The sequence below is a fragment of the Flavobacterium sp. Root420 genome (genome assembly GCF_001427905.1).
In the GTDB taxonomy this organism is placed as follows: domain Bacteria; phylum Bacteroidota; class Bacteroidia; order Flavobacteriales; family Flavobacteriaceae; genus Flavobacterium.
The window spans coordinates 468,819-492,318 of the sequence record NZ_LMEF01000001.1 but is presented as its reverse complement, the minus strand read 5'-3'; the positions used below and the strand labels follow the sequence as shown (position 1 = coordinate 492,318).

The 23,500-nt window shown below is 33.4% G+C and carries 23 protein-coding genes; 9 read left to right on the top strand and 14 right to left on the bottom strand.

Features of this window, described 5'->3' with window-relative positions; translation table 11 throughout:
- Window positions 1-74: 74 nt before the first annotated feature.
- The 3 genes from ASC72_RS02235 to ASC72_RS02225 form a co-directional block, all read right to left on the bottom strand.
- Window positions 75-401: a hypothetical protein gene (locus ASC72_RS02235; RefSeq protein WP_056186039.1), complete on the bottom strand. Its 327-nt coding sequence runs from the start codon at window positions 399-401 to the stop codon at window positions 75-77.
- Between the two features lie 5 nt (window positions 402-406).
- Entirely contained in the window at window positions 407-1,663 is a 1,257-nt protein-coding gene (locus ASC72_RS02230; RefSeq protein WP_056186037.1) for a dihydroorotase family protein, read from the bottom strand.
- Between the two features lie 117 nt (window positions 1,664-1,780).
- Window positions 1,781-3,709: a BatA and WFA domain-containing protein gene (locus ASC72_RS02225; RefSeq protein WP_056186034.1), complete on the bottom strand. Its 1,929-nt coding sequence runs from the start codon at window positions 3,707-3,709 to the stop codon at window positions 1,781-1,783.
- 252 nt (window positions 3,710-3,961) lie between these two features.
- Here ASC72_RS02225 and ASC72_RS02220 point away from each other — a divergent pair, with 252 nt between their 5' ends.
- Window positions 3,962-5,071: a lactonase family protein gene (locus ASC72_RS02220; RefSeq protein WP_056186031.1), complete on the top strand. Its 1,110-nt coding sequence runs from the start codon at window positions 3,962-3,964 to the stop codon at window positions 5,069-5,071.
- Between the two features lie 109 nt (window positions 5,072-5,180).
- Here ASC72_RS02220 and ASC72_RS02215 read toward each other — a convergent pair whose 3' ends face one another.
- The 4 genes from ASC72_RS02215 to ASC72_RS02205 form a co-directional block, all read right to left on the bottom strand.
- The gene (locus ASC72_RS02215) at window positions 5,181-6,533 is read right to left on the bottom strand and encodes a DEAD/DEAH box helicase (protein WP_056186868.1); all 1,353 of its coding nucleotides are present in this window, start codon (window positions 6,531-6,533) and stop codon (window positions 5,181-5,183) included.
- Window positions 6,534-6,643: 110 nt separating this feature from the next.
- Window positions 6,644-6,772: a hypothetical protein gene (locus ASC72_RS23530; RefSeq protein WP_241775609.1), complete on the bottom strand. Its 129-nt coding sequence runs from the start codon at window positions 6,770-6,772 to the stop codon at window positions 6,644-6,646.
- Between the two features lie 26 nt (window positions 6,773-6,798).
- On the bottom strand, window positions 6,799-7,563 hold the full coding sequence (locus ASC72_RS02210) for a TIGR02757 family protein (protein WP_056186027.1): 765 nt from the start codon (window positions 7,561-7,563) through the stop codon (window positions 6,799-6,801).
- 156 nt (window positions 7,564-7,719) lie between these two features.
- Window positions 7,720-8,385 carry an ABC transporter ATP-binding protein gene (locus ASC72_RS02205; RefSeq protein ID WP_056186863.1) on the bottom strand — a complete coding sequence of 222 codons (666 nt, stop codon included), beginning with the start codon at window positions 8,383-8,385 and terminating at the stop codon, window positions 7,720-7,722.
- A gap of 217 nt (window positions 8,386-8,602) precedes the next feature.
- On the opposite strand from ASC72_RS02205, the gene ASC72_RS02200 reads away from it, so the two are divergent.
- Complete coding sequence (locus tag ASC72_RS02200; protein WP_056186025.1) at window positions 8,603-8,902, top strand: hypothetical protein; 300 nt, start codon at window positions 8,603-8,605, stop codon at window positions 8,900-8,902.
- Here the strand turns inward: ASC72_RS02200 and ASC72_RS02195 are convergent.
- From ASC72_RS02195 to ASC72_RS02170, 6 genes are all read right to left on the bottom strand, one after another.
- Window positions 8,899-9,201: a DUF6787 family protein gene (locus ASC72_RS02195; protein ID WP_056186023.1), complete on the bottom strand. Its 303-nt coding sequence runs from the start codon at window positions 9,199-9,201 to the stop codon at window positions 8,899-8,901. The genes ASC72_RS02200 and ASC72_RS02195 overlap by 4 nt on opposite strands.
- Window positions 9,202-9,234: 33 nt before the next feature.
- Window positions 9,235-9,675 (bottom strand): DUF6146 family protein, encoded by a 441-nt coding sequence (locus ASC72_RS02190; protein ID WP_056186020.1) that lies wholly within the window; start codon window positions 9,673-9,675, stop codon window positions 9,235-9,237.
- Window positions 9,676-9,849: 174 nt separating this feature from the next.
- Window positions 9,850-10,413 carry a DUF937 domain-containing protein gene (locus ASC72_RS02185; protein ID WP_056186017.1) on the bottom strand — a complete coding sequence of 188 codons (564 nt, stop codon included), beginning with the start codon at window positions 10,411-10,413 and terminating at the stop codon, window positions 9,850-9,852.
- A 108-nt stretch (window positions 10,414-10,521) separates the two neighbouring features.
- Entirely contained in the window at window positions 10,522-11,472 is a 951-nt protein-coding gene (locus ASC72_RS02180) for a D-2-hydroxyacid dehydrogenase (RefSeq protein ID WP_056186014.1), read from the bottom strand.
- 210 nt (window positions 11,473-11,682) lie between these two features.
- Window positions 11,683-12,753, bottom strand: coding sequence for a 3-phosphoserine/phosphohydroxythreonine transaminase (gene serC, locus ASC72_RS02175; protein WP_056186011.1), 1,071 nt, complete (start codon window positions 12,751-12,753; stop codon window positions 11,683-11,685).
- Window positions 12,754-12,846: 93 nt separating this feature from the next.
- Complete coding sequence (locus ASC72_RS02170; RefSeq protein ID WP_056186007.1) at window positions 12,847-13,920, bottom strand: acyl-CoA reductase; 1,074 nt, start codon at window positions 13,918-13,920, stop codon at window positions 12,847-12,849.
- Between the two features lie 135 nt (window positions 13,921-14,055).
- On the opposite strand from ASC72_RS02170, the gene ASC72_RS02165 reads away from it, so the two are divergent.
- Together ASC72_RS02165 and ASC72_RS02160 are read left to right on the top strand one after the other, a co-directional pair.
- Window positions 14,056-14,403, top strand: coding sequence for a 4Fe-4S dicluster domain-containing protein (locus ASC72_RS02165; protein ID WP_056186004.1), 348 nt, complete (start codon window positions 14,056-14,058; stop codon window positions 14,401-14,403).
- 153 nt (window positions 14,404-14,556) lie between these two features.
- Window positions 14,557-15,723, top strand: a complete 1,167-nt coding sequence (locus ASC72_RS02160; protein WP_056185999.1) for a hypothetical protein — start codon at window positions 14,557-14,559, stop codon at window positions 15,721-15,723.
- A gap of 198 nt (window positions 15,724-15,921) precedes the next feature.
- On the opposite strand, the gene ASC72_RS02155 is transcribed toward ASC72_RS02160, so the two are convergent.
- The gene (locus tag ASC72_RS02155; RefSeq protein WP_056185997.1) at window positions 15,922-18,555 is read right to left on the bottom strand and encodes a TonB-dependent receptor; all 2,634 of its coding nucleotides are present in this window, start codon (window positions 18,553-18,555) and stop codon (window positions 15,922-15,924) included.
- A gap of 317 nt (window positions 18,556-18,872) precedes the next feature.
- Here ASC72_RS02155 and ychF point away from each other — a divergent pair, with 317 nt between their 5' ends.
- The 5 genes from ychF (at window position 18,873) to ASC72_RS02130 (ending at window position 23,491) form a co-directional block, all read left to right on the top strand.
- Window positions 18,873-19,967, top strand: coding sequence for a redox-regulated ATPase YchF (ychF, locus tag ASC72_RS02150; RefSeq protein WP_056185994.1), 1,095 nt, complete (start codon window positions 18,873-18,875; stop codon window positions 19,965-19,967).
- 576 nt (window positions 19,968-20,543) lie between these two features.
- Window positions 20,544-21,221: a TIGR02117 family protein gene (locus tag ASC72_RS02145; RefSeq protein WP_056186861.1), complete on the top strand. Its 678-nt coding sequence runs from the start codon at window positions 20,544-20,546 to the stop codon at window positions 21,219-21,221.
- A gap of 8 nt (window positions 21,222-21,229) precedes the next feature.
- On the top strand, window positions 21,230-21,904 hold the full coding sequence (locus tag ASC72_RS02140; RefSeq protein WP_131725770.1) for a hypothetical protein: 675 nt from the start codon (window positions 21,230-21,232) through the stop codon (window positions 21,902-21,904).
- A 106-nt stretch (window positions 21,905-22,010) separates the two neighbouring features.
- Entirely contained in the window at window positions 22,011-22,970 is a 960-nt protein-coding gene (locus ASC72_RS02135; RefSeq protein ID WP_056185986.1) for a YihY/virulence factor BrkB family protein, read from the top strand.
- Window positions 22,967-23,491, top strand: a complete 525-nt coding sequence (locus ASC72_RS02130; RefSeq protein ID WP_056185983.1) for an NADPH-dependent FMN reductase — start codon at window positions 22,967-22,969, stop codon at window positions 23,489-23,491. The genes ASC72_RS02135 and ASC72_RS02130 overlap by 4 nt, the downstream gene beginning before the upstream one ends.
- The last annotated feature ends 9 nt before the right edge of the window (window positions 23,492-23,500 follow it).

Genomic DNA, 23,500 nt, shown 5'->3' with positions numbered 1-23,500 from the left:
AATCATCAACTTTGTCAAAGGTTAAAATTTTGAAAAAGATATTGGAATTTGGAATTTAAAAGATTGGAATTTTACTATCCGATAGATTTAAACCATTTTTGAAAAAGATTTCCAACTAACGGAATTGGTCTTGTCTGACCCTGGATCGCACTGAAAATCCCGTAGGTCCATAAAATCGAAATACAGATCCACATTGGGAAAGTAATCATAAAGCTGTCAAAGTTACTGATAATGGCTCCGAAGGAAATAAAAGTTAAAGACAAACCCAAAGCCTGACGGATATGAAAAGACGCAAAACTATTTTTATTTTCAGAGTTCATCGACATCGCAATTAAAACACCAATGATCAAAATATAACTGGTAATGGCGATTGATTTTCCCTCTTGTATTGAATTATTCATTTTAATTATTTTGTAATAACAAGTTTGTTTTGATTTAAAATTCCGTAAACAGAACCTTTGATTTCAGTTCCTAAAAAAGCAGAATTTTTAGATTTCGAAAGAATGTTTTCTTTTGTGAAAGTTGATTTTCCTTCAGGAGTAAAGAAAGTAAAGTTGGCTTTAGAACCTTCTGTAATCGTGTTGTTTTCAATTCCGAAAACTGCTTTTCCGAATGTTAATTTTTCGATTATAATTTCTAAAGGCAAAACGGTTAACAAAGCTCCAAAAGCACTTTCTAGCCCAATTGTTCCATTTTTGGCGGTATCAAATTCCATTTTCTTGAATTCAATGTCAATCGGATTATGATCTGAAGTAATCAGGTCAATTGTCCCGTCTAAAACTGCGTTTACAAGAGCAGTTCTGTCGGCTTCAGTTCGCAATGGTGGTGTTACTTTATATCGGGTGTCAAAACCTTCTAGTTTTTCATCGGTTAAAACTAAATGATGTACCGAAACACTACAGGTTACCTGTAATCCTTTTGCTTTAGCTTCTTTAATTAATTCAACTGATTTTGCAGTAGAAATTGTCGGAATATGAAGTTTTCCTCCGGTATATTCTAATAAAAATAAGTTTCGGGCAACTTGTAGTTCTTCAGCTAAATTCGGAATTCCTTTTAAGCCTAATTTTGTCGAAACAATTCCTTCATTGGCAACTCCGTTTCCTTTGATGTTGGCATCTTGCGAATATGCAATTACCAAACCGTCAAAATCCTGAACATACTGTAAAGCAATTTTTAAAAGATTGGCGTTGTCAAGACTTTTATTATAATCTCCAAAAGCGATTGCGCCTGCTTTTTTCATGTCAAATAATTCGGCCATGTCTTTTCCTTCACTGGCTTTGGTTAAAGCACCGATTGGAAAAAGTTCTGTCGCAAAACCATTTGCTTTGTTTTTTACAAAATTGACCTGCGATTGATTGTCGATAACAGGGAAGGAGTTAGGTTGTAAAGCCACGCCTGTAAAACCACTTTTTGCAGCAACATTCAATCCGTTTGCAATTGTTTCTCTGTCTTCGTAACCTGGTTCTCCAAAAGAAACACTGCTATCAAACCAACCCTGAGAAAGATGTAGATTATCAAATTTTACTTCGGTTGTATCATCAATATCAAGAATTGAAGTTCCTATTTTTTCAATTAAACCATCTGCAATTAAAAGATCAACGGTCTGGTTATGAAACGGACTTTTTGAATCGATAATTTTGGCGCTTCTGATGATTATTTTCATATGTAGATATTTACTTTAATAAAATTATGTTTCAAACATTAAGGCTTAATCTTCTTGAATCATAAAAATTTTTAAGTTTTTCCTTTATTAACTTAATATCTTAATGCTAAAAAAAAATTATTTAACGAATTTGATAATCGCCATTTCTAATGCTAAAAATAACAGTGCAAAGATAACAAACCATTTCCAAATTTGGCTGTCAGTTCGCTCAGTTTGTAAGGTATTAAAAATGGTCGAAATGGTATCGGCAGTTTTAAAATCAGAAACCACATTTGTATTGACCTGACTCAAATCGCTTTCGCTTCGTTTGTAATTGAAACTCAGGTTTTCAATCGATTCTTTTTTATCAAAAACAGTATAATTTCCAGCCGTTTCCGGAAAATCATTGAACGTTAATTTTACTTTGTTATTCAAAATTTGCTGGATCGGAATGAACGAATCTTCATTTCCTTTTACTTCCAAAATGGCATCTTTTGTCAATAAAACATCTACAAAATAAGGCTGATTATTGCCAATTGTCAAAGCGTTTACACCTGTTTTTTGATTGTTTTGTCCCATTTTATAAAAAAGAGGAACGATCAACGGTGATTGCTGAAAGTTTGAATTTTCCGAATTTATTGGCGCTGAAAAAACAGTGATTCCAGAAACCGGATTTTGAATCGCCGTTACAAATACACTTTGATCTTCATAAGATAAAACTGCCGGATAAGGACTTGAAATATCAAAAGAACTGTTTGTTTTTGGATATTGAAAATTAGTGATTTTATTCTCGAAAACTCCTGAAAATAAAGGATGATCAAAGTTGATTTTGGTAATTAACCTGCTTTTAGTTTCAAGGTTTCTAAACTGAACTTTTCCAAAATTCCCAAGAAAAGAATTGATATTTGAAACAGAAGTCTTTTCAGAAGGAATGATAACCAAATTTCCGCCTTTAGAAACAAATGCTTTTAAAGTGGTTTGCAAAGCTTGTGGAACTTCAACTAATTCATTCAGAATAATGGTGTTTTGTTCTTCAAGACTGTTGTAATCTAAACTGCTGATGGAATAATTATGGTAATTGAATTCGGCTGAAGTATAAATTCTGGATAAGAAATTACTCTTTTCAGGTTCTCCAATGCTGATAACGTTTGTTTTTTTCGCTTTTGAAATGCTGAAATACAATTTGTTGTCGTAAGTCAGGCCATTATCTTCGATAGTTACATAACCGTGAAATGCCTCTTTTGGAATTGTAAAATTGATTTCCTTTTTCTTCTTATCAAAATTAATAATTGTTTTGGCAATGAGTTTATTTTGATTGTATAATGCCATCGAAATAGGTTTAAAATCATTGCCATAAGCCGATAAATTTATTCCGATTTCATAAAAATTTCCTAATGTCTGATTGATAAAAACGCTGTCAATAGCAACATTGTTTTTTTGTTCAGCTTCCGGAATAATGAAATAAGGTTTCTCTTCAGAATAGATGTTTTTTATATCCTTTTCAGCTAAGCCAACAGCATCAGTAATGATAATAATATCTTTTTTATGTGCCGATTTATGCGCTTTTATTTTTGCCATTATTGCCGAAAGTTCAAAAGGCGTTGCACTGTATTTTAAATTCTGTAAAGCACTTTTAGAAGATTTTATATCCGTATTCCAGTAATTCTCAGTGTTGGTTAATAACGAAAACTGAGCGGTTTCTGGCGTATTTTCCAATAATTCCTGAACGGCACGTTTCAATAATTCACCTTTTTTACCCTTGGCCTGCATACTAAACGAATTGTCTAAAATGATATACATTTCGTTTGATGCATTTTTACTGTCTTTAGCTTCAAAAAAAGGCTGCGCAAAAGCTACGATAACGCAGGTCAATAATAACAATCGGGTTGCGAGTAATAATCTTTTCTTGATTTTAGAACTTTTACGCGTCTGAACAGCAAGTTCTTTTAAGAATTTGACGTTCGTAAAATAAGAAGTTTTAAAACGTCGTAATTGAAATAAATGCACCAAAATTGGAACAATCAATAAAAACAGAAAGTATAGAATTTCGGGGTGTTTAAAATGCATTCTGGCTTCGATTTACTTCACTACGTTTTGTAGATGCTGGTCAAAAATACAAATTTTTAGTTAAACCATATAAGTAATATAAGAGATTATAAGCAAGCCAAAAATTAAACTGAACTTAATATTACTTATATGGTTTGAAAGATTAAACTGAATTGGAATAATGTAACTTTAGATAATTCATTTGTAACAAAAAATATAATTTCTAACCATATTATTGAGTATTTTAGCATATTCAAAAAACCACAAAAAAACATGAAAGGATTATATATGCTTCTTTTTTCGGCGTTAGCTTTTACCACTCAGGCCCAGAATAAATTTAATTTATTGATAGGGACTTACACGAATACTTGCCAAAGCAACGGAATTTATATTTATGAATTCGATGCTTCTTCAGGTGAATTTAAGTTTAAAAATTCTTCAGAAGGTATTGTAAGCCCTAGTTATTTATCGGTTTCGGCAGATAATAAATTTATATATGCAGTAAACGAAAACGGAACTCAGAGTACAGTAAGTGCTTTTGGATATAATGCAAAATTAGGAAAAGTTAACTTTTTAAATAAAAATGATGCTTTAGGTGCTGATCCTTGTCATTTAATAAATGATAGTAAAAATGTAATTGTAGCCAATTATTCTGGTGGTAATATTGTAGTTTATAAAAAGAATGCTGATGGAAGTATTTCTACAGTACAACAAGTAGTTCAGCATGAAGGAAAAGGGCCTAATGCGGGACGTCAGGAAAAAGCACATGTTCATATGGTTGTTTTTTCTCCGGATAAAAAGTTTATTTTGTCTAATGATTTAGGTTTAGATAAGGTGTTTATTTATAAATACAATCCGAATTCTAAAAATGAAATGCTGACATTAAAAGGAAGTGTTGATGTAAAACCAGGAAGCGGACCAAGACATTTGACGTTTAGTAAAGATGGTAAATTTGTTTATCTAATCCAGGAATTAGATGCAACGCTGACAACTTTTAGCTATGATAAAAACGGAAGCTTAAAAAAGATTGCTGAAACCAGTATTCTCGCAAAAGATTTTAAAGGCGGGACAGGCGCAGCAGCAATTAAAATTTCATCTGACGGAAAATTTTTATACGTAACAGACAGAGTAGACGCGAACAATATTTCAGTATATAAAATTCTTAAAAATGGAGCTATTGAATTAGTAGAACAGCAAAGCACATTAGGGAAAGGCCCAAGAGATTTTGCAATTGATCCAACAGGAAATTATCTTTTGGTAGGACATCAATACACTAACAATATTGTGATTTTTAAAAGAGATAAAACAACAGGAAAACTTACTGATACCGGTAAAAAAATCGAATTGTGTTCGCCGGTTGGACTTGTGTTTACGAAGATATAGTTTATAAGGAACAAAGGTTCAAAGCAACAAAGGCTCAAAGGTAGAGAATATTAAGTTTAAAAAACTTTGAACCTCTGTACCTTTGAGCCTTTGTACCTTTTTTAAGATCTTACTTATCCTTATCTTTTCTCTTCTTATCTCTCGTTTTCAACATATTTCGATTGACAGATCCGTGAGTCTTCTTTTTAGTTTTAGAAGGTCCACCAAGGTTAACCTTTTTATTCTTTTTGTCTTTTTCATGAAAAGCACCATCGCCTTTTAGTGTTTGTTTTTTCATTAAAAACTTAATAGGCTGTTTGTCTTTTTCAGGCTCGATTAATTTAGATGAAATTTCCACTTCTTCCGGAAATTCAGCTATTTCAAGTTCCTGATTCATTAAAACCTCAACTTCAACTTTAAATTCTTCTTCACGAGGTGTGATGAAACTGATTGCTGTTCCTGTTGCATCTGCACGACCTGTACGACCAATTCTGTGCATGTATAATTCAGGAAATTCAGGAAGTTCAAAGTTAATTACATGAGAGATGTTCGAAATATCCAAACCTCTGGCCATAATATCGGTAGTAATCAATCCACGAAGATTTCCTTCCTGGAATTCTGCCATCGTACTCAAACGATAATTTTGAGATTTATTAGAGTGAATTACACCAAACTGTCCTTCAAAATCTTCTTCAATACGCGTGTGAAGCATATCTGAAATCTTTTTATTATTCACAAAAACCAAAACACGTTCCATGCTTTCGTTTGTTTCTAATAAATGTTTTAGCAGATTTACTTTTGTATTGAAATTCGGAACATTATAGGTGATTTGAGTAATGTTTTCAAGCGGAGTCCCTGAAGCGGCAAGTGTTACTTCTTCCGGAAAATCAAAAAAGTCATTCAAAACAGCATCAACTTCATCGGTCATTGTTGCTGAGAATAAAATATTTTGACGTTTGGTTTTCATCATGGCCAAAAGCGCTGTCAATTGTGTACGGAAACCAAGGTTCAGCATTTCATCAAACTCATCAATAACCAATTTTTGAGTTTCATCAAAACGAATTACAGCATCAAGAGCTAAATCCATTGTTCTACCAGGCGTTCCTACCAAAATATCAACTCCTTCGTAAACGGCTTTTTTTTGTGTATTGATGTTTACTCCACCAAAAATACCAAGCGTACTAACCGACATGTATTTGGTTAATTTCTCGACTTCTTCTACAACCTGAACTACTAATTCACGGGTTGGAACCAGAATTACGATTTTCGGTGTATTGGTTGGTGTAAATTTGTATAATTTTAAAAGGGGCAATAAGTAAGCAAATGTTTTACCGGTTCCGGTTTGTGCAATTCCCATCATATCCCGACCAGACATAATCACTGAAAAAGATTTTTCCTGAATAGGAGTAGGCGTAACAAATCCTAATTCGTCGATTGCTTTTTGTACTGATTTTGGAAGATTGAATTTTTCGAAAGTGCTCATTTGCATTAAATTTTGTGCAAAGATAGCTATAAATAGCTGAAAAATTGAAGTTTCTTAGAAATTAGGACAGTTTAGGGTATCCGTATTTCTCAAAAATAGACTTTAAATTGCTATAAAAATCGTTTAATTCGCAATAAAAGTTCGTTTGGATTAAATGGTTTAGCAATAAAATCATCGACGCCCAATTGAAATGCTTCTTCAACTGTATTTTCTTCCTCACCAAGTGAAGAGAGCGCAATAACCCGAATAACTTCTTGTATTTATGTTAAAACCCTTCAAATACCCCAAGCCCAAAAAGCGCAAAATCATATTTAACAGGATCTTGCGAATCCATTTCACGAAGTTTGAAATCTAATTCCGCTAAAGCTTTTCCGTCATTTTGTTTTCGGGAAAGAATACCTAATTTTCGGGCTACATTTCCCGAATGAACATCAAGAGGACAAGATAAAGAAGCTGGAGAAATAGTCTTCCAGATTCCCAGATCGACACCTTTTGTATCCTGACGAACCATCCAGCGCAAATACATGTTAATTCTTTTTGCGGCCGAGTTATTTAGCGGATCTGAAATGTGTTTTTGAGTCCGTGGCATATGATCAATTTCGAAAAATAGCTTTTTGAATTCGTGAATGCTTTTCTGCAGGCTATTTTCTTCCTGATTTTTAGCAAATACAGCCTCTAAGCCATTGTGATTCTTATAAATATGCTGTAATCCTTTTATGAATCCACCAAAATCTTTTCCATTGAAAGTACGATGTACAAAGTTTTCCAATCGCTGTAAATCTTCATCAGAATGTGACATGACAAAATCGTAAGGTGTATTGCCCATTAATTCCATCATTTGATGTGAATTTTTGATAATCATTTTACGATTTCCCCAGGCAATTGTCGCACTCAAAAAGCCGGCAATTTCAATATCTTCTTTTTGAGTAAACAAATGTGGAATCTGCACGGGATCGCTCTCAATAAAATCCTGATTATTGTATTGAATGACTTTTTCGTCGAGAAATTCTTTGAGTTCTTTTTGATTCATTGAAATGAAAGTTCTTGTTATTCGAGTGCTTTAGCCCCGATAGAAGTGGAAATCCTTTTGTATCCACAGCGGCGGACACAAAAGATTACTTCACTTAATTTTTATTTTATTTCGGAGTTCAGTGAATTTCGTTTGAAACGGATAGCGGGATTAGTCCTAATTACTAATCTGCCCGTCGACCATTATTAGTTTTCTATCAGCCATATTAGCCAATTCTTCATTATGTGTTACGATGACAAATGTTTGTCCGAATTCATCACGAAGTTGAAAGAATAACTGATGTAAGTTTTCGGCAGAATGTGTATCTAAATTTCCCGAAGGCTCATCGGCAAAAATAACATCGGGTTTGTTGATTAAAGCCCTCGCTACGGCAACACGTTGTTGTTCACCGCCCGAAAGTTCGTTTGGTTTATGATTGATACGGTGTGATAATCCTAAAAAAGTGAGTAATTTTTTAGCTTCCGCCTCAGTTTCAGCTGGTTTTTTACCCGCAATATAAGCCGGAATACACACATTTTCTAAGGCTGTAAATTCTGGTAAAAGTTGATGAAACTGAAAAATGAAACCTAAATTTAAATTTCTGAATTTTGATAATGTTTTGTCATTCAATCCCAAAATGTTTTCTCCATTTATAGTTAATGAAGTTTCGGTTTCTGATTTTGAAGGTTTATCTAAAGTTCCTAAGATTTGTAATAAAGTCGTTTTTCCCGCACCGGAAGCGCCAACGATAGAAACAATTTCACCTTTTTTAATATGCAGATCAACTCCTTTTAAAACCTCAAGCTGATCATAGTATTTATGTATATTTTTTGCGTGTATCATTTTAGAAACTGTTTCTACAAAGAAACAAAGATTCTGATTAGAATCAAATTCCAATCCCGAAGTTTCGGGATAAATTCCAAATTCCAAGAGATTCTAAATCTAAAATCAAAATAGGTACATTTATTGATATGGGAATTAAACAATAATTTTATAGTAAAAAATAAATTTATTTTAGTGAATTCTTTATAAATTTCGAATAATTTCTAAGTAAAATAATATGCAAGATTTACAAGTAATTAAGGAGGAAGACAGAATGAGAAAACTCCTTTTGGGTTTGCTATTGGATGGAATTGGTATGATTTCTTTCAGCATTCCGTTAATTGGTGAATTTTCAGATGTGATTTGGGCACCAGTCGCGGCTTTTGTCATGACCAGAATGTATAAAGGAAGAGTAGGGAAGGTTGCCAGTATTTTGACTTTTGTAGAAGAGATTATTCCGTTTACAGACGTTATTCCCTCGTTTACACTTACGTGGATTTATACCTATTATTTTCAAAAAAGAAATACTGAAATTTAGTTCCTGAAAAGAAACCCTAATCCCATATTTTTGAGCATTTTCTTTTCGAAGTTCCAAAAAAAACGAAACTGGCCAAAAACGGTTCCAATGGCAACTAGTAAAACCTGATAAATAGGAAAGATAATCAACAAACGGATTAAAGTAAACCAACCACCAAAATCTTCTTTGGTGATGCCCAGCCAAACGCAAAAGGGTTTAGACAGCCACGCAGATGCCGATCCTGTGATAGCAAAAACGATAAATATAATTATGGCTTGTACATTTGAGGTGATGCCCCAACGTTTCTTTAGTTTATCCATGCTTTATTTAAAACGATTACAAATATAGCAACATTATCGTATTGGAACATACCCGCCAAGCTTTTGTTTGTATGTATTTTGAAAATAAATCATGTAATTGTATATCAAGTAATTTACTTCGTAACCGTAATGAATGTCAGGTCGGTAATCAATTGACATTTCGTATAAATTTGGATTATAACGTTGTGGTTGCAATACGCGACTATTCCATTCTGTTACGTATTGATAATTTTTGTTTTCAAGATAAGACAGCGAATAATAGTTTCGAGGCTGCGCCATTGACGCCAGCCAGTAACTAAAACCATTATCAATGATAATTACTTCATACTCCAAAGAATCATTCGCAATTCGGACAGTATCATTTACTTCAGGATGTTGTTTAGTCGAAGCCGTAGCAGCTGCAGTATTTTTTGAAGCCGTAGAACACGCAATGATGGTAAAAAGTACGATAAGTATGTAGATTATCTTTTTCATGACCCTTTTTTTGAACCTTAAATTTACGAATTAATTTTGAAAAAGATACTAAGGTACTGAGATACTAAGGTTCTAAGATTTTTTAAAAAGACATAAAAAAAGCTGTTACAAACAGCCTTTTTATTTTATAAAGTTGAGAAAACTCAGAACCTTAGTATCTCAGAACCTTTTTTCTTATTTACTTCCAAATATTTTTCCAATAAATCCAGCGATTCCGCCTTTAGATTTAGTGACTACCAGAACATCAGCGACATCTAATTTTCCATCAGCGTTTTGGTCTAAGCCAAATTGAGTTCCGTATTTAGAGATCGTATCCATTATATTGGAAGTTTGTCCGCTGTTTCCGGAAATTGAGCTTATAATATCTGAAATATTAAAACTGCTGTCATTTGGGTCTTTTGCTTTGTTTACTAAAGAATTCAATACTTGCGGAATCATACTTGAAGCCACACCGGAAGAATCGGCGCTGCTTAATCCAAATTTTTCACCAAGACTCCCACTCAATTGTTGTGTTAATTGCTGAACAACGGGATTAGAACTGTCTATGGGAGATGTTCCGTTAAATAAACCCGCCAATTGTTCTGCGCCGCCTTCTGAAGCAATTTTTTGCAATCCGGCAAATATAGAATTACTAGTTTCACCAATTACAGCTTCATTATGCTCATTTGGGACAGCAGTGTTGTTTACAACAGCATCGCCTCCGTATTGTTGTACTAATTGTGTTAATTGTTCAAACATGATTTAAAGAATTTAGATTAGATTTATAACTCAAATTTAATCAAAAAAAGAAAGGGATTTATTAAACGATGTTAATAAATCCCTTCTAAATGTTTTATTTGTAGTTGATTAGCTCAACAAAGAAATAATTTGTGATGCTAATTCAGTACCAATTCTATCTTGTGCTTCTCCTGTTGCAGCTCCAATATGTGGAGTCAAAGAGATTTTAGTATGCATTAAAATGGCCATTTCTGGTTTTGGTTCGCTTTCAAAAACGTCTAAACCTGCAAAAGCAACTTTTCCGGAATCTAAAGCTTTTACTAAAGCTACTTCATCAATAACACCACCACGAGCACAGTTTACGATTCCAACACCATCTTTCATGATCTCAAATTCTTTTTCTCCAATGATGTAACCATCTTGAGCAGGAACGTGCAATGTAATGAAGTCAGCTTCTTTAAATAAAGACTCTAATGATTGAGAAACGATAGTTGTAGTGATAGACTGTCCGTCAAAAAACTCAACTTTTACATCAACTTGTGGAATAAAACTATCTGCAGCGATAACTTTCATACCTAAACCAAGCGCCATTTTTGCAGTTGCTTGTCCAATACGACCGATACCAACGATACCAAGAGTTTTTCCTCTTAATTCAGTTCCGTTTGCGTACGCTTTTTTCAAACCATCAAAGTTTGAATCACCTTCAAGAGGCATATTTCTGTTAGAATCGTGTAAAAAACGAACACCAGAAAACAAGTGTCCAAACACTAATTCAGCAACAGATTCTGATGATGAAGCAGGTGTGTTAATTACGTGAATTCCTTTGCTTTTAGCATAATCAACATCGATATTATCCATACCAACACCACCACGTCCAATAATTTTAAGACCAGGGCAAGCGTCAATAATATCTTTACGAATTTTAGTTGCACTACGCACTAAAACTACGTCTACATTGTTTTCATTCACAAAATTAGCTACTTGTTCCTGAGCTACTTTTGTAGTTATAACTTCAAATCCACCTTTTTCTAAAGCTAGAATTCCACTTTTTGAAATTCCATCATTGGCTAATACTTTCATTTTAGTTTATGTCTTTGCGAGGAACGAAGCAATCTCATCCTCAATATTAATTTTTCTTTTTCTTTTTTTGGAGCTAATCCCGCTATCCGTTACAATCTTTTGCGCCTCCCGAAGCCTCGGGACCGTCACAAAAGGATTTCCACTTCTATCGGGGCTAGGGGTTCAGTATTCAATTCACGTTTTCGGTATATTGAAAACTGCGACTGAAAACTAAACTTTAGACTCTAGTGCTTTCATTACATCAACTAAAACCTGAACACTTTCAATAGGCATAGCGTTGTAAATAGAAGCTCTGTAACCACCTACAGAACGGTGTCCTGGCAATCCTGAAATTCCGGCTTCTTTCCATAAAGCATCAAAAGTTGCAGTATGATCAGCATTGTTTAATAAGAAAGTAACGTTCATTTTAGAACGATCTTCAAGAGCTGCAGCACCTTTGAATAATGGGTTTCTGTCGATTTCAGTATATAATAAATCAGCTTTTGCGTTGTTTAATTTTTCAACAGCAGCAATTCCACCTTTTTCTTTGATCCATTGTAAAGTCAATAACGAAACATAAACAGCAAAAACAGGAGGAGTATTGTACATACTTTCTGCTTTAATATGTTTAGCGTAATCTAACATACTTGGAATCGTTCTTCCGCTTTTCTCTAAAATTTCTTCTTTAACCACTACCAAAGTAGTTCCTGCAGGACCCATATTTTTTTGGGCTCCGGCATATATTAAATCAAATTTTGAGAAATCCAATTCGCGGGAAAAAATATCAGAACTCATATCGCAAACAACAGGAACGTTGGTTGCCGGGAATTCTTTCATTTGAGTTCCAAAAATGGTATTGTTACTTGTACAGTGAAAATAATCAGCATCACTTGGTATAGAATATCCTTTTGGAATATGGTTGTAATTTTCTTCTTTTGAAGAAGCTACAACAACAGTTTCTCCAAAATATTTAGCTTCTTTTATTGCTGCAGTTGCCCATGTTCCTGAATCTAAATAAGCAGCTTTTCCGTTTTCTTTCATCAGGTTGTAAGGAGCCATCAAGAATGCAGTACTTGCACCACCTTGTAAAAATAAGGCTTGATATCCTTTTCCCTGAAGTCCTAATAACTCTAAAGCAAGGGAGCGAGCTTCATCCATAACAGCAACGAAATCTTTACTTCGGTGCGAAATTTCAAGGATCGATAATCCTGAATCATTAAAATTTAAAATTGCTTTTGATGCCTTCTCAAAAACTTCCTGAGGTAAAATACTTGGACCTGCGCTGTAGTTGTGTTTTTTCATGGTTGTTATTAATAGTCGAAAATTTTAAAGATGCAAATTTCGGCAATAGGAGCTGAAAAAGCGATAAATTATTCGAAATAATTAAACATATTTTTACTTTGTTGTTAACAAAAACGTTATAGTATCTACGTTATCTGCATAATCCCACAATTGAGGATTTTGAGTTTGCCCGAATGGAATGCTATTTTCGATTAAGTCGTTGCTAACGATGCATTGAATTTGTTCAGAATCAGCTGTAATGCGAGCCTGTAAATCTTCGATGTTTTCATAAAATTCATAAAAAACACTCGAAATCGGCGAGGCATAGCTCGGATCTTCTTTTATAGTCAGGAAGCCATTATCCAATAATTTAAAATTGCTCATTAAAAATACAGCTTTGTTATAGTCGTAATTGTTAGCGTATTTTTCATAATGAATAACATCCTGATATTTGAAAATCCCCTCGAAAAAAACATCAAAAGAATACCCTTTCGGAACAAAAACCTTAGAAACATTGCGGCATCCTAATCCGAAATAACGGAAAATATCTTCGCCTAAAGCTTCTAATTCTTCCTTACTTTCTTTCCCGTTTAAAACAGCAGCTGAATTTCTGTTTTTACGAATGATCGAAGGTTTGTCTTTAAAATAATATTCGAAATAACGGGCTGTATTGTTACTTCCGGTGGCAATAACGGCATCAAAATTTTCCAGTTTGCCTTCCACGAAAGTGATTTTATCTTTTAAACTTTCATCAACAGCAATTAAATATTTAGCTAAAAACGGCAATAAATGTTGGTCGTTTGATGATGTTTTTATTAAAGCTTTATTTCCGGTAATTAAAACGGATAAAAAATCATGAAAACCAACTAATGGAATATTTCCGGCTAAAATTAAAGCGACATTTTTTTGGTTTTCATTGTTTTGAGAAAACTCAGTCTGGTAGTTTGAAAGCCATTTATCGAGATTTTCTTCCGTCAACGCATCTGCCCAGGAATGTATTGCAAAATACACTTGTTCAGGCGTATACCATCCATTATGAGATTGTGATAAATAGATCAGCTTTTCGAAATCATCAAAAAATAAATCGTTGTGCAGAACATCCGATTTTCTAATTGTATCGTTTTCGGAAAATTGTTTTAAAAATTTTCCTAATTCAACAAAAACACTTTTTTTTGTTTCTAATGTCATAATGTTTGTTTATGAATAGTTTTGATTGTAATTTTGCACAAAAATAAGCTATATTAAGTTATAAGACAAAGCAGAATAAAATCTTCGTATTATTATTTCTGAACTTGTAACTTTTAACTCGTAACTAAGAAAAAAATGGCAATAATTATAACTGACGAATGCATCAATTGTGGGGCTTGTGAACCAGAGTGCCCAAATACAGCAATTTATGAAGGCGCTGATGATTGGAGATACAAAGATGGAACCAGTCTTTCAGGAAAAGTAATTTTACCAGACGGAACTGAAGTGGATGCAGATGATGCTCAAACTCCAATTTCTGATGAAGTATATTACATCGTTCCTGGGAAATGTACCGAATGTAAAGGTTTCCATGATGAGCCTCAATGTGCGGCTGTCTGTCCTGTAGATTGTTGTGTTCCAGATGATCACCACGTAGAAGACGAAGAGACCTTGTTAAATAGACAAGCGTTTTTGCACGGGTAATAATTAAAATTTCAATATCAAAAAAATCCTGAGTATAACGCTCAGGATTTTTTTATTTATCAAATATAAGTTTTTTATTATTTTTACGCTGTATTTTGCTGGTACATAATGATTTATTTTGTTAATTTGATAACAATATTTTAATAATTGCCTATGAGAGGACTGATACTTTTATTTGTTATTTTAGTTAACACTGCCATTTTTGCTCAAAAAGTGGAGTATTCTATTGTCGTAAAAGATATTGAAACACAATTGCCTATAGAAAATGCAACTGTGCTTATTATGAAAACGAAACAAACATTAATAAGTAATCGGGACGGAAAGGTAACTTTTGAATTGAACGGTGCATCTAGTCTTCAGGTTTCTGAAACCAACTACGAAACAGTAACGCTTCGTTGGGGACCTCTAAAACCAGATCTATTTGTAGTTTATCTCAAAAATAACAATAATAAATTAGAAGAAATTGTTGTCTCAAAAGAAAAGCCGGAAAAAAATCTTCAAAAAATTGTTTCTAATTCACGACAAAAATTGGCTAATGCTTATAGATTAAAAGTCTATGTACGAGAGTTTTTCATGTTAGATAATAAATACTCTTATTATAATGACGGATTGGTTAATTTTCAATTTGAAGGAAATCAAAAGAATTCAACTACAACATTATTAGTAGAGCAAAATAGATCTTACGGATTGCTGGAAACTGATGTTTCTGCCGATTTAATGGGATATAATTTGAATAATATTATGGAGAATTATTCAAATTTAAAATATTTTGATCCTCTTTTAGATTCGAAAACGAAGAAAGAATATGAGTTTACTACAACAGGACATCCAAATAATAAGGATTATTATATAATGTCTGTAACTCCATTGGATAAATCTAAAAAAGCGCTTGATACTTTTGAAATTATTTACGATCCGACAAAAAAGTTAATTGTAGAATTTAGTATTATTATAAAACCTGGAAATCTCGCTCAAATTGAAGAACAAACGAAAGTGGGTTCAAAGAATGTTACCAGATCACAAGTTAAGGTAACATACAGAATTGATGGTGAGGACTATTATTTACTAAGTTCAAATGAAGAAATTGCTTATGATTTGATTTTAAAAGATCAGGTCAAAAAAAATATTCAGGTTCGCAATAATTTTATCACAACCAATTTTAACAGACAAAACTTTACTTATAAAGAAAGTGATGTTTTTAAGGAGAAAACCCTTTTCAATAAAAAGAACAAGGTTTTGACCAAGTACTGGGATCTATCGGGATTTACAGCTACTGACGAAGAAAAAGGAATTATAAATGGATTAGAATTTAAGTTGTAATTTTTAAGACAAAGAATAAAAAAATCCTGAGCTTTACACTCAGGATTTTGTATTTTTTAGAACACATAGAAGTATAGATTTGCAATCCAGAGAAAGCGTTTCACTTTTAATCTTGAAATTAGAACTATGCGAAATAAGTTCTTACTATACTAATTCGATAAAAGAGAAAATCTACGTTTCTATGTGTTTAAACTTTTCTTAGAAATTAAATCCAAGTCTTGCGTAGTAATAAGCTCCGCTGAAACCCATTTGAACGGCATCCCAGTAACCTCCGGCTTCTGTATTACCTTGCTCGTCCTGTTTGGTTGGATATACATTGAATAAGTTATTGCTGCCAATGCTTAATTTTAGATTTTTATTAATTCTGTACCCTAAAGTTAGATCAGTAACCAATCTTGGGTTATAAACATCATCTTCATCAGCATAATCAACCAAAACTACTTTACTGAAACGAGTGAAAGCCAAACCTCCATCAAATTTATTTTTCGAGTAAGTAAGATTCAATCCAAATTTGCTGTCTGGCGCAGATGCCAATAAAAAGGCTTTTTCACGTTTTCCAAAGAAAGTATCCGCATCTAAATCTCCATTTTTTACTTCATCGATTTTCATATCGTTAATGTTACCCACTAAAGTTGCTCCAATATTTCCGAAATCATATGTTTTTTTCCATGACAAAACTAAATCCAAACCGTGTGTACTGGTATCAACACCATTAGCAAAAAATTGCGCTTCAGAAACACCAAGATTTAAACTGCTTGCATCAAAATACCCGGTAAGAACGATACGGTCTTTTACTTTAATATAGTATCCATCAACTGTTGCGGTAAAATCTCCAAAAGTTCCTGTAAACCCTAACGAACCATTTATTGCTTTCTCTTCGTTTAATTTTTCAATTCCAAAAGCTCTTGTTACAGGGCTGTCGTTTGGCGCTAAAAGGACTTCTGTTGCGCCGCTTGCATTAAAATTGGTGAAACGTAAGTTATAATAAACCTGAGCCAATGAAGGAGCACGGAAACCTGTACTGATAGATCCTCTCATGTTAATATGATCGCTAAGTTTAAGTCTTGAGGCTAATTTCCCGTTTAAGGTACTTCCAAAATCACTGTAGTTCTCAAAACGAACTGCTCCACTTACCATAAAACCTTCCGTAACATCTAACTCGGCGTCAGTATATAAAGAGAAGTTGGTACGACTTTCATTTACTTCGTTTGCAGGACTATATCCAGGAAAACCCTGAGAACTTCCTGGTCTTGGTTCTCCAGAAATAGGATCTATAGGAGCGCTTTGAGTTGTTGGATCTGTAATGGGCTGCCCATTAGTGTCATAAGTCGTGTACGAACCTTCTTCACCAGCAAAAATTTTGAATTGCTCTACTCTAAATTCTGTTCCGAAAGCAATATTGAAACCGCTCATTATGTCAGCGTAGTTTTTAGAAACATCAAAATTGGTAGTGTTTTGAAGCAAACTATGCCCTCCTGCATCAAATTCTGTTGGAGAATTTTCTTCAAGCGAAGCATTTAAAGTTCCTTTAATATCATATTGAAATTTATTTTGTCCTAACGTATTACTGAAATCCAATTTCCATCCTCCGGAAGTTTCTGTTCTAATTCCGGCTGCGATCGAATTGTCATTTATTTTTGATGTAATTCTTGGTGTATATCCTCCAGGATAAATAGCTTCTACAACTCTTTCGCCATCATTTCTTGTAAAAGCATAAGCATCAGTATTTCTAAAATTACTACCACCGAAAGCATAAAATTCAGTTTTGTCAGAAATCGGAATGGCAAGATTCGCAAATAAATTTACACCCTGAATTTCGGCATCACCAAAACCTTTTCTAAAATCATAACTAGGTCTTAAAGTTTTATTTTTGTTTAAAAACTCACCGGTAATATTTACAAAACCACCTTTAGATCCAATTGATGTACCATAATTGGCAGCCACTTTTACAGACCCTCCGTCAAAATCCTGATCTTTTCCGTACGAGTTTCCGTAACCATCCTTATCCAGTCTAAATCCTTTTGTATTGGGAGTTCCGGGTAAAAAGTCGCCTTTTGCATTGGTATTAAAAACACCATAAGTTACAGAACCGGTTAATTCATTTACATTATCATTAGTGACAATATTAATAACTCCGGCAATCGCATCAGACCCATATTGTGCCGCGGCACCATCTCTTAAAATCTCAATTCTTTTAATAGAGGCCGCTGGAATTGCATTTAGATCTGTTCCTGTATTTCCACGTCCACGGGTTCCAAATAAATTAATTAGAGACGATTGGTGTCTTCTTTTTCCGTTAATCAAAACCAATGTCTGATCAGGTCCCATACCTCTCAAAGAAGCCGGATCAACATGGTCAGCTCCGTCAGAACCAGATTGTTTATTGGCATTAAACGATGGCGCAACATATTGCAGCAGTTCGTTAATTTCTAATTTTCCACTTTGTGTTGTAACATCTTTTACGTTAATGACATCAATAGGAACTGCAGAATTTACTACGGTTCTTTTCGTATTTCTGGAACCAACAACGACAACATCATTTAAAATTTGACCTCCACTTTCATCTAAGGTAATGGCTAAATTACTATCTGCTGCGGATTTTTCAATTGTAGAATACCCTACATAACTAAAAATCAGTGTAGCACCTTCTTTAACTTTAATTGTAAATCCTCCTTCATAATCAGTTGAAACACCATTGTTTGTCCCTTTTTCGACAACATTAACGCCAGGCAAAGCTGTGCCTGTCTTATCTTTGACGGTACCTTTAACTTCTTTTTGAGCAAAAAGAAATGCCGTGTTTAGTAGAAATAATAATAATACAATCTTTTTCATGGTTTGGTTAATTTTGGTTTATTGTTTTGTTTGTTAGTTGATAAAATTAGTATTTTTTAACAAAAACTTAATAAAAAGTTTAAAAAATTTTCAGAAAATACTTTAAATTATATTAATCAGCATTTTTACTTCACTTACGAGGTATTAAATCTTATATTTGCAAAATTTTAAAGCCAAAAAATATCATTTTGGCAGAAACAAAAATCAAGACGTAAAATATAAGTCAGTAAAAGTGACTCTTTTATAATTTAATGAAGAGTAGTTTTGCTGTAACCTGAGAGCTTCAGGGCAAAATAAAAATAAATAGAAACAACAAGATGAAAGCAGGAATTGTAGGATTACCAAATGTTGGAAAATCAACATTATTTAATTGTTTATCTAATGCAAAAGCGCAAAGTGCGAACTTTCCGTTTTGTACAATCGAACCTAATATTGGTGTTGTAAACGTTCCGGATCCAAGAATTAACAAATTAGAAGAATTGGTTAAACCAGAGCGCGTACAAATGGCAACAGTTGATATCGTAGATATCGCAGGTTTGGTAAAAGGTGCAAGTAAAGGTGAAGGTCTTGGAAACCAGTTTTTAGGAAACATTAGAGAGTGTAACGCTATTATTCACGTTTTACGTTGTTTTGACAATGATAATATCGTTCACGTTGACGGAAATGTAAACCCAATTCGTGACAAAGAAACCATTGATATCGAATTGCAGTTAAAAGATTTAGAAACCGTTGAAAAACGTTTAGAGAAAGTAAATCGTGCCGCTAAAACCGGAAATAAAGAAGCACAAACTGAAAAAGCACTTTTAGACAGAATCAGAGAGTCATTATTGCAGGCTAAATCAGCTCGTACTGTTATACCTCAAGGGAATGACGAAGAAGTTTTAATGGAATCTTTTCAGTTGATTACAGCAAAACCGGTATTATATGTTTGTAATGTTGACGAAAATTCAGCTGTAAACGGAAACAAATATGTAGATCAGGTTCGTGAATTAGTAAAAGATGAAGATGCTGAAGTTATCATCCTTTCAGTAGGAGCAGAGGCTGATATTACCGAATTAGAAAGCTACGAAGAGCGTCAGGTTTTCCTTGAAGATATGGGATTAACAGAGCCGGGGGCGTCAGTTTTAATTCGTGCAGCTTACAAATTATTAAAACAACAAACTTACTTTACCGCTGGTGTAAAAGAAGTTCGTGCCTGGACCATCAACATTGGAGCAACAGCGCCTCAGGCAGCTGGAGTTATCCACACTGATTTCGAAAAAGGATTCATCCGTGCAGAAGTAATTTCATACGAAGATTACGTTCACTACGGATCAGAAGCAAAAGCAAAAGAAGCAGGAAAATTCAAAGTTGAAGGAAAAGAATATATTGTTAAGGATGGTGATGTAATGCATTTCCGTTTTAACGTATAGTTTTTTTAGAGAATAGAATCAAGAATAAAGAGAATAGACTAAAACTGCTGAAGGAATTCAGCAGTTTTTTTATTTTGCTCAATCTTGTCATCCTGACGGAGGAAGGATCGCACACGAAACTCCACACAGAGAATCCGCCAATCTTTGCCGAGCTACTAGTGTGATCCTTCCTCCGTCAGGATGACAAAAATGAGAATAAAACCTGCTTTAATCTGCTAAATCTGCGTGAAACAAAAAAATAAAGCAAAAAGAAACCCGCGTAAACCCGTTCAAATCCGTGTCATCCGCGTGCTATTTTTCAGAACCTATTTCCAGCTTTACTCTCCAAGATTTTTTATGAATTTATTTTTTTGTCCGGCATAAAAAGAGCTTCCTCCGGTCGCTTTTTTATCGCCACAAAAAATATAAATTCATAAAAAATGCTTTCCGTTTCAATCTGGGGTAGTCAGTAGAATATAGAAGTTTTATGTTATTTGAAAAATATGAGATGTGAAAAATTTTACTTCTAAATTTTTTGGCTCAAAAATTGGTTACAGAAAAAAGTACTGTTTTAACAACCAAAAACAACCACTCAAAATGCTTAAAAAAACTTTTAAATTCCTAAGCTGGACTATCCTCGGAATCATTACTTTTCTCGTTTTATATGTAATCGCTATGTATCTGATTTCAAAAATTACAGTCAACTCAGATATTGCACAAGTAGATGAAAAAGACGGAATTCCGATTTACATTCTTTCTAACGGAGTTCATACTGATATTGTAGTTCCGATTGTCAATGAAGTAAAAGATTGGCGAAACCAAATTCAATTCAATCAAACACAGTCAAAAGACAGTTTGATGAATTTTGTAGCTTTTGGCTGGGGCGATAAAGGTTTTTATCTGCATACACCAGAATGGTCAGACTTAAAAGCCAGCACTGCGCTAAAAGCAATATTTGGAGTTAGTTCATCAGCTATGCATACTTCATTCCATAAAGGACTTGCTGAAAACGAAAATTGTAAACGCATTCTGATTTCAAAAGAAAACTATGAAAAACTAGTTTCGTATATTTCAGAAAGCTTCAATAATCCAACAAATCCCGAATGGATTCAAGGTTATAGCTACGGAAAAAAGGATGCGTTTTATGAAGCAAAAGGAAGTTACAGCCTTTTTTATACTTGCAATACGTGGGCGAATTCTGCTTTAAAAGCCGCCAATCAAAAAGCAAGTTTGTGGACGGTTTATGATAAAGGAATTTTTTGTCATTATCAATAAAAGTGGCTATGAAAAAGATATTTTTAATTGTAGCAATAATAATGTTTTTATTATCGTGTAAAAAAGTAAGAATTCGTCCTTGTCCAGATTGTTTCATTTTTTATTTTGAAAACCCTCAACCTGAAAGTGATACAGAATTAGATCATTTTCCAGTAAGATATAGAGGTTTGTATATAAATAAGGACTCTTCTTTTTTAATAATTAAAGAAGATAGAATGATATTTAAATATTTTGGCACGTATAAAATTCATAAAACAGAATTCGATTCTATTAAACAAGAATTTATGATTGTTGGCAATGAGGCTACAAATAAAAGTACAAATGAAAAATCATTAATACATATCAAAGGCGATTCAATTGAATTTAAAGAAACCTATTTAGATACTTTTTTCAGATTGTCCTATTATAATAAATTGAAAAGAATAGATGGTCAATTGGTATTAAGTACAAAAGATTCGATTTTCTGGAACACAGAAATTATGAGTTTAAATAGAAAAACGCTCAAAATTAAAGAAATTTATTTACCTGATGATTTAAAAAAATTAGATTCGATTACAGCAATTAACGGAGAAAAATTAGATTCAATGTCGTATCTGGTTAAACCAACAAGAACTGAGTTTAAAAAAATATTGAAAATAAAAAATCTAGGAGTAAATCAGGAATATATAAAGATTTCAAAATAGCTTATATAAACAACATGGTAAAAATGTAAGTTTTGTCTAAAAAGCAACAATTCAAAATTTTTGACTATTCCTTAATTTTGAAAGAATATCCAAAAATCAGCATATCGTGAAAATTAAAAATATATTCGCCAAAACATGGTTTCTATTAAAAAATACTTTTTTAGAGTTTAACGATGATAATGCGATAAAACTAAGTGCAGCATTGGCCTATTATACCATATTTGCGTTGCCGCCATTATTAATTATTATCATCACGATTTGTGGTTTCTTTTTTGGAGAAGAAGCTGTAACAGGAGAATTGTACGGACAAATTAATGGTTTGGTAGGTAACGGCGCGGCGAGTCAAATTCAGGAAGCTATAAAAAACGTGCAATTATCTGGTGAGAATGTTTTTGCAACCGTATTCGGAATCATTATGTTATTAATTGGAGCATCTGGAGTTTTTGCTGAAATACAAAGCTCAATAAATTTTATTTGGGGATTACGTGCAAAACCAGATAAAGGCATTAAGAAATTCATACAAAACCGATTAATGTCATTTTCTATGATTGCGTCGGTAGGTTTTTTAATGCTGGTCAGTCTTTTTGTAAATACAACACTTGATGTTTTGAGTGAACGCTTGAAAATATATTTTCCAGAAAGTACCGTTTACTTATTTTATATAGTTAACATGGTTATTGTGCTATCCAGTATTACGCTTCTTTTTACCATCATTTTCAGAACATTGCCTGACGGAAAAATAAGATGGAAAGATGCCTTAATTGGGTCAACAGTTACCGCTGTACTTTTTATGATTGGTAAATTTGTAATCGGGTTTTATTTAGGAAGTTCTACAGTTGCCTCGGTTTACGGTGCCGCCGGGTCTGTAATTATTATTTTGGTTTGGGTTTATTATTCGGCAATAATTCTGTATTTTGGAGCAGAATTTACTAAAGTCTATGCTAAATCATATGGAGGAAAAATTTATCCAAATGAATATTCCGTAGAAATAGTAAAAGAGATTTATGAAATCGACGAACCAAAAAAAGAACCAATAGAAGAAACATTACAAAAAGAGAAACCATGAAAATAGTAGCCTTTGGAGGAAGTAACAGTACGCAGTCAATCAATAAACATTTAGCGACTTACGCAGCAAGTTTATTTGAAAATGCAGAAGTTGAAGTTTTAGATTTGAATGATTTTGCGATGCCTTTATTCAGCGTTGATCTTGAAAAGGAAGTTGGTCAACACGATCTGGCAAAAGCATTTCTTGCAAAATTGGGGAGCGCAGATATTTTAGTAGTTTCTCTGGCAGAGAATAACAATAACTATTCAGCAGCATTTAAAAATTTATTCGATTGGTGTTCCCGAATCGTCAAAGAAGTTTTTCAGCAAAAACCAATGTTATTAATGGCGACATCGCCTGGCTCAAGAGGAGGTGCATCTGTTTTAGAAATTGGGCGCAATGCTTTGCCAAGATATGGAGCTGACATAAAAGCCACTTTTTCATTACCAGCTTTCAATGCCAATTTTGACCTGGAACAAAATAAAATATCAAATGCTGAGTTAGATAAAGAACTCAGAAACCTTATTAAAGAATGTTTTTAATTTCATGAA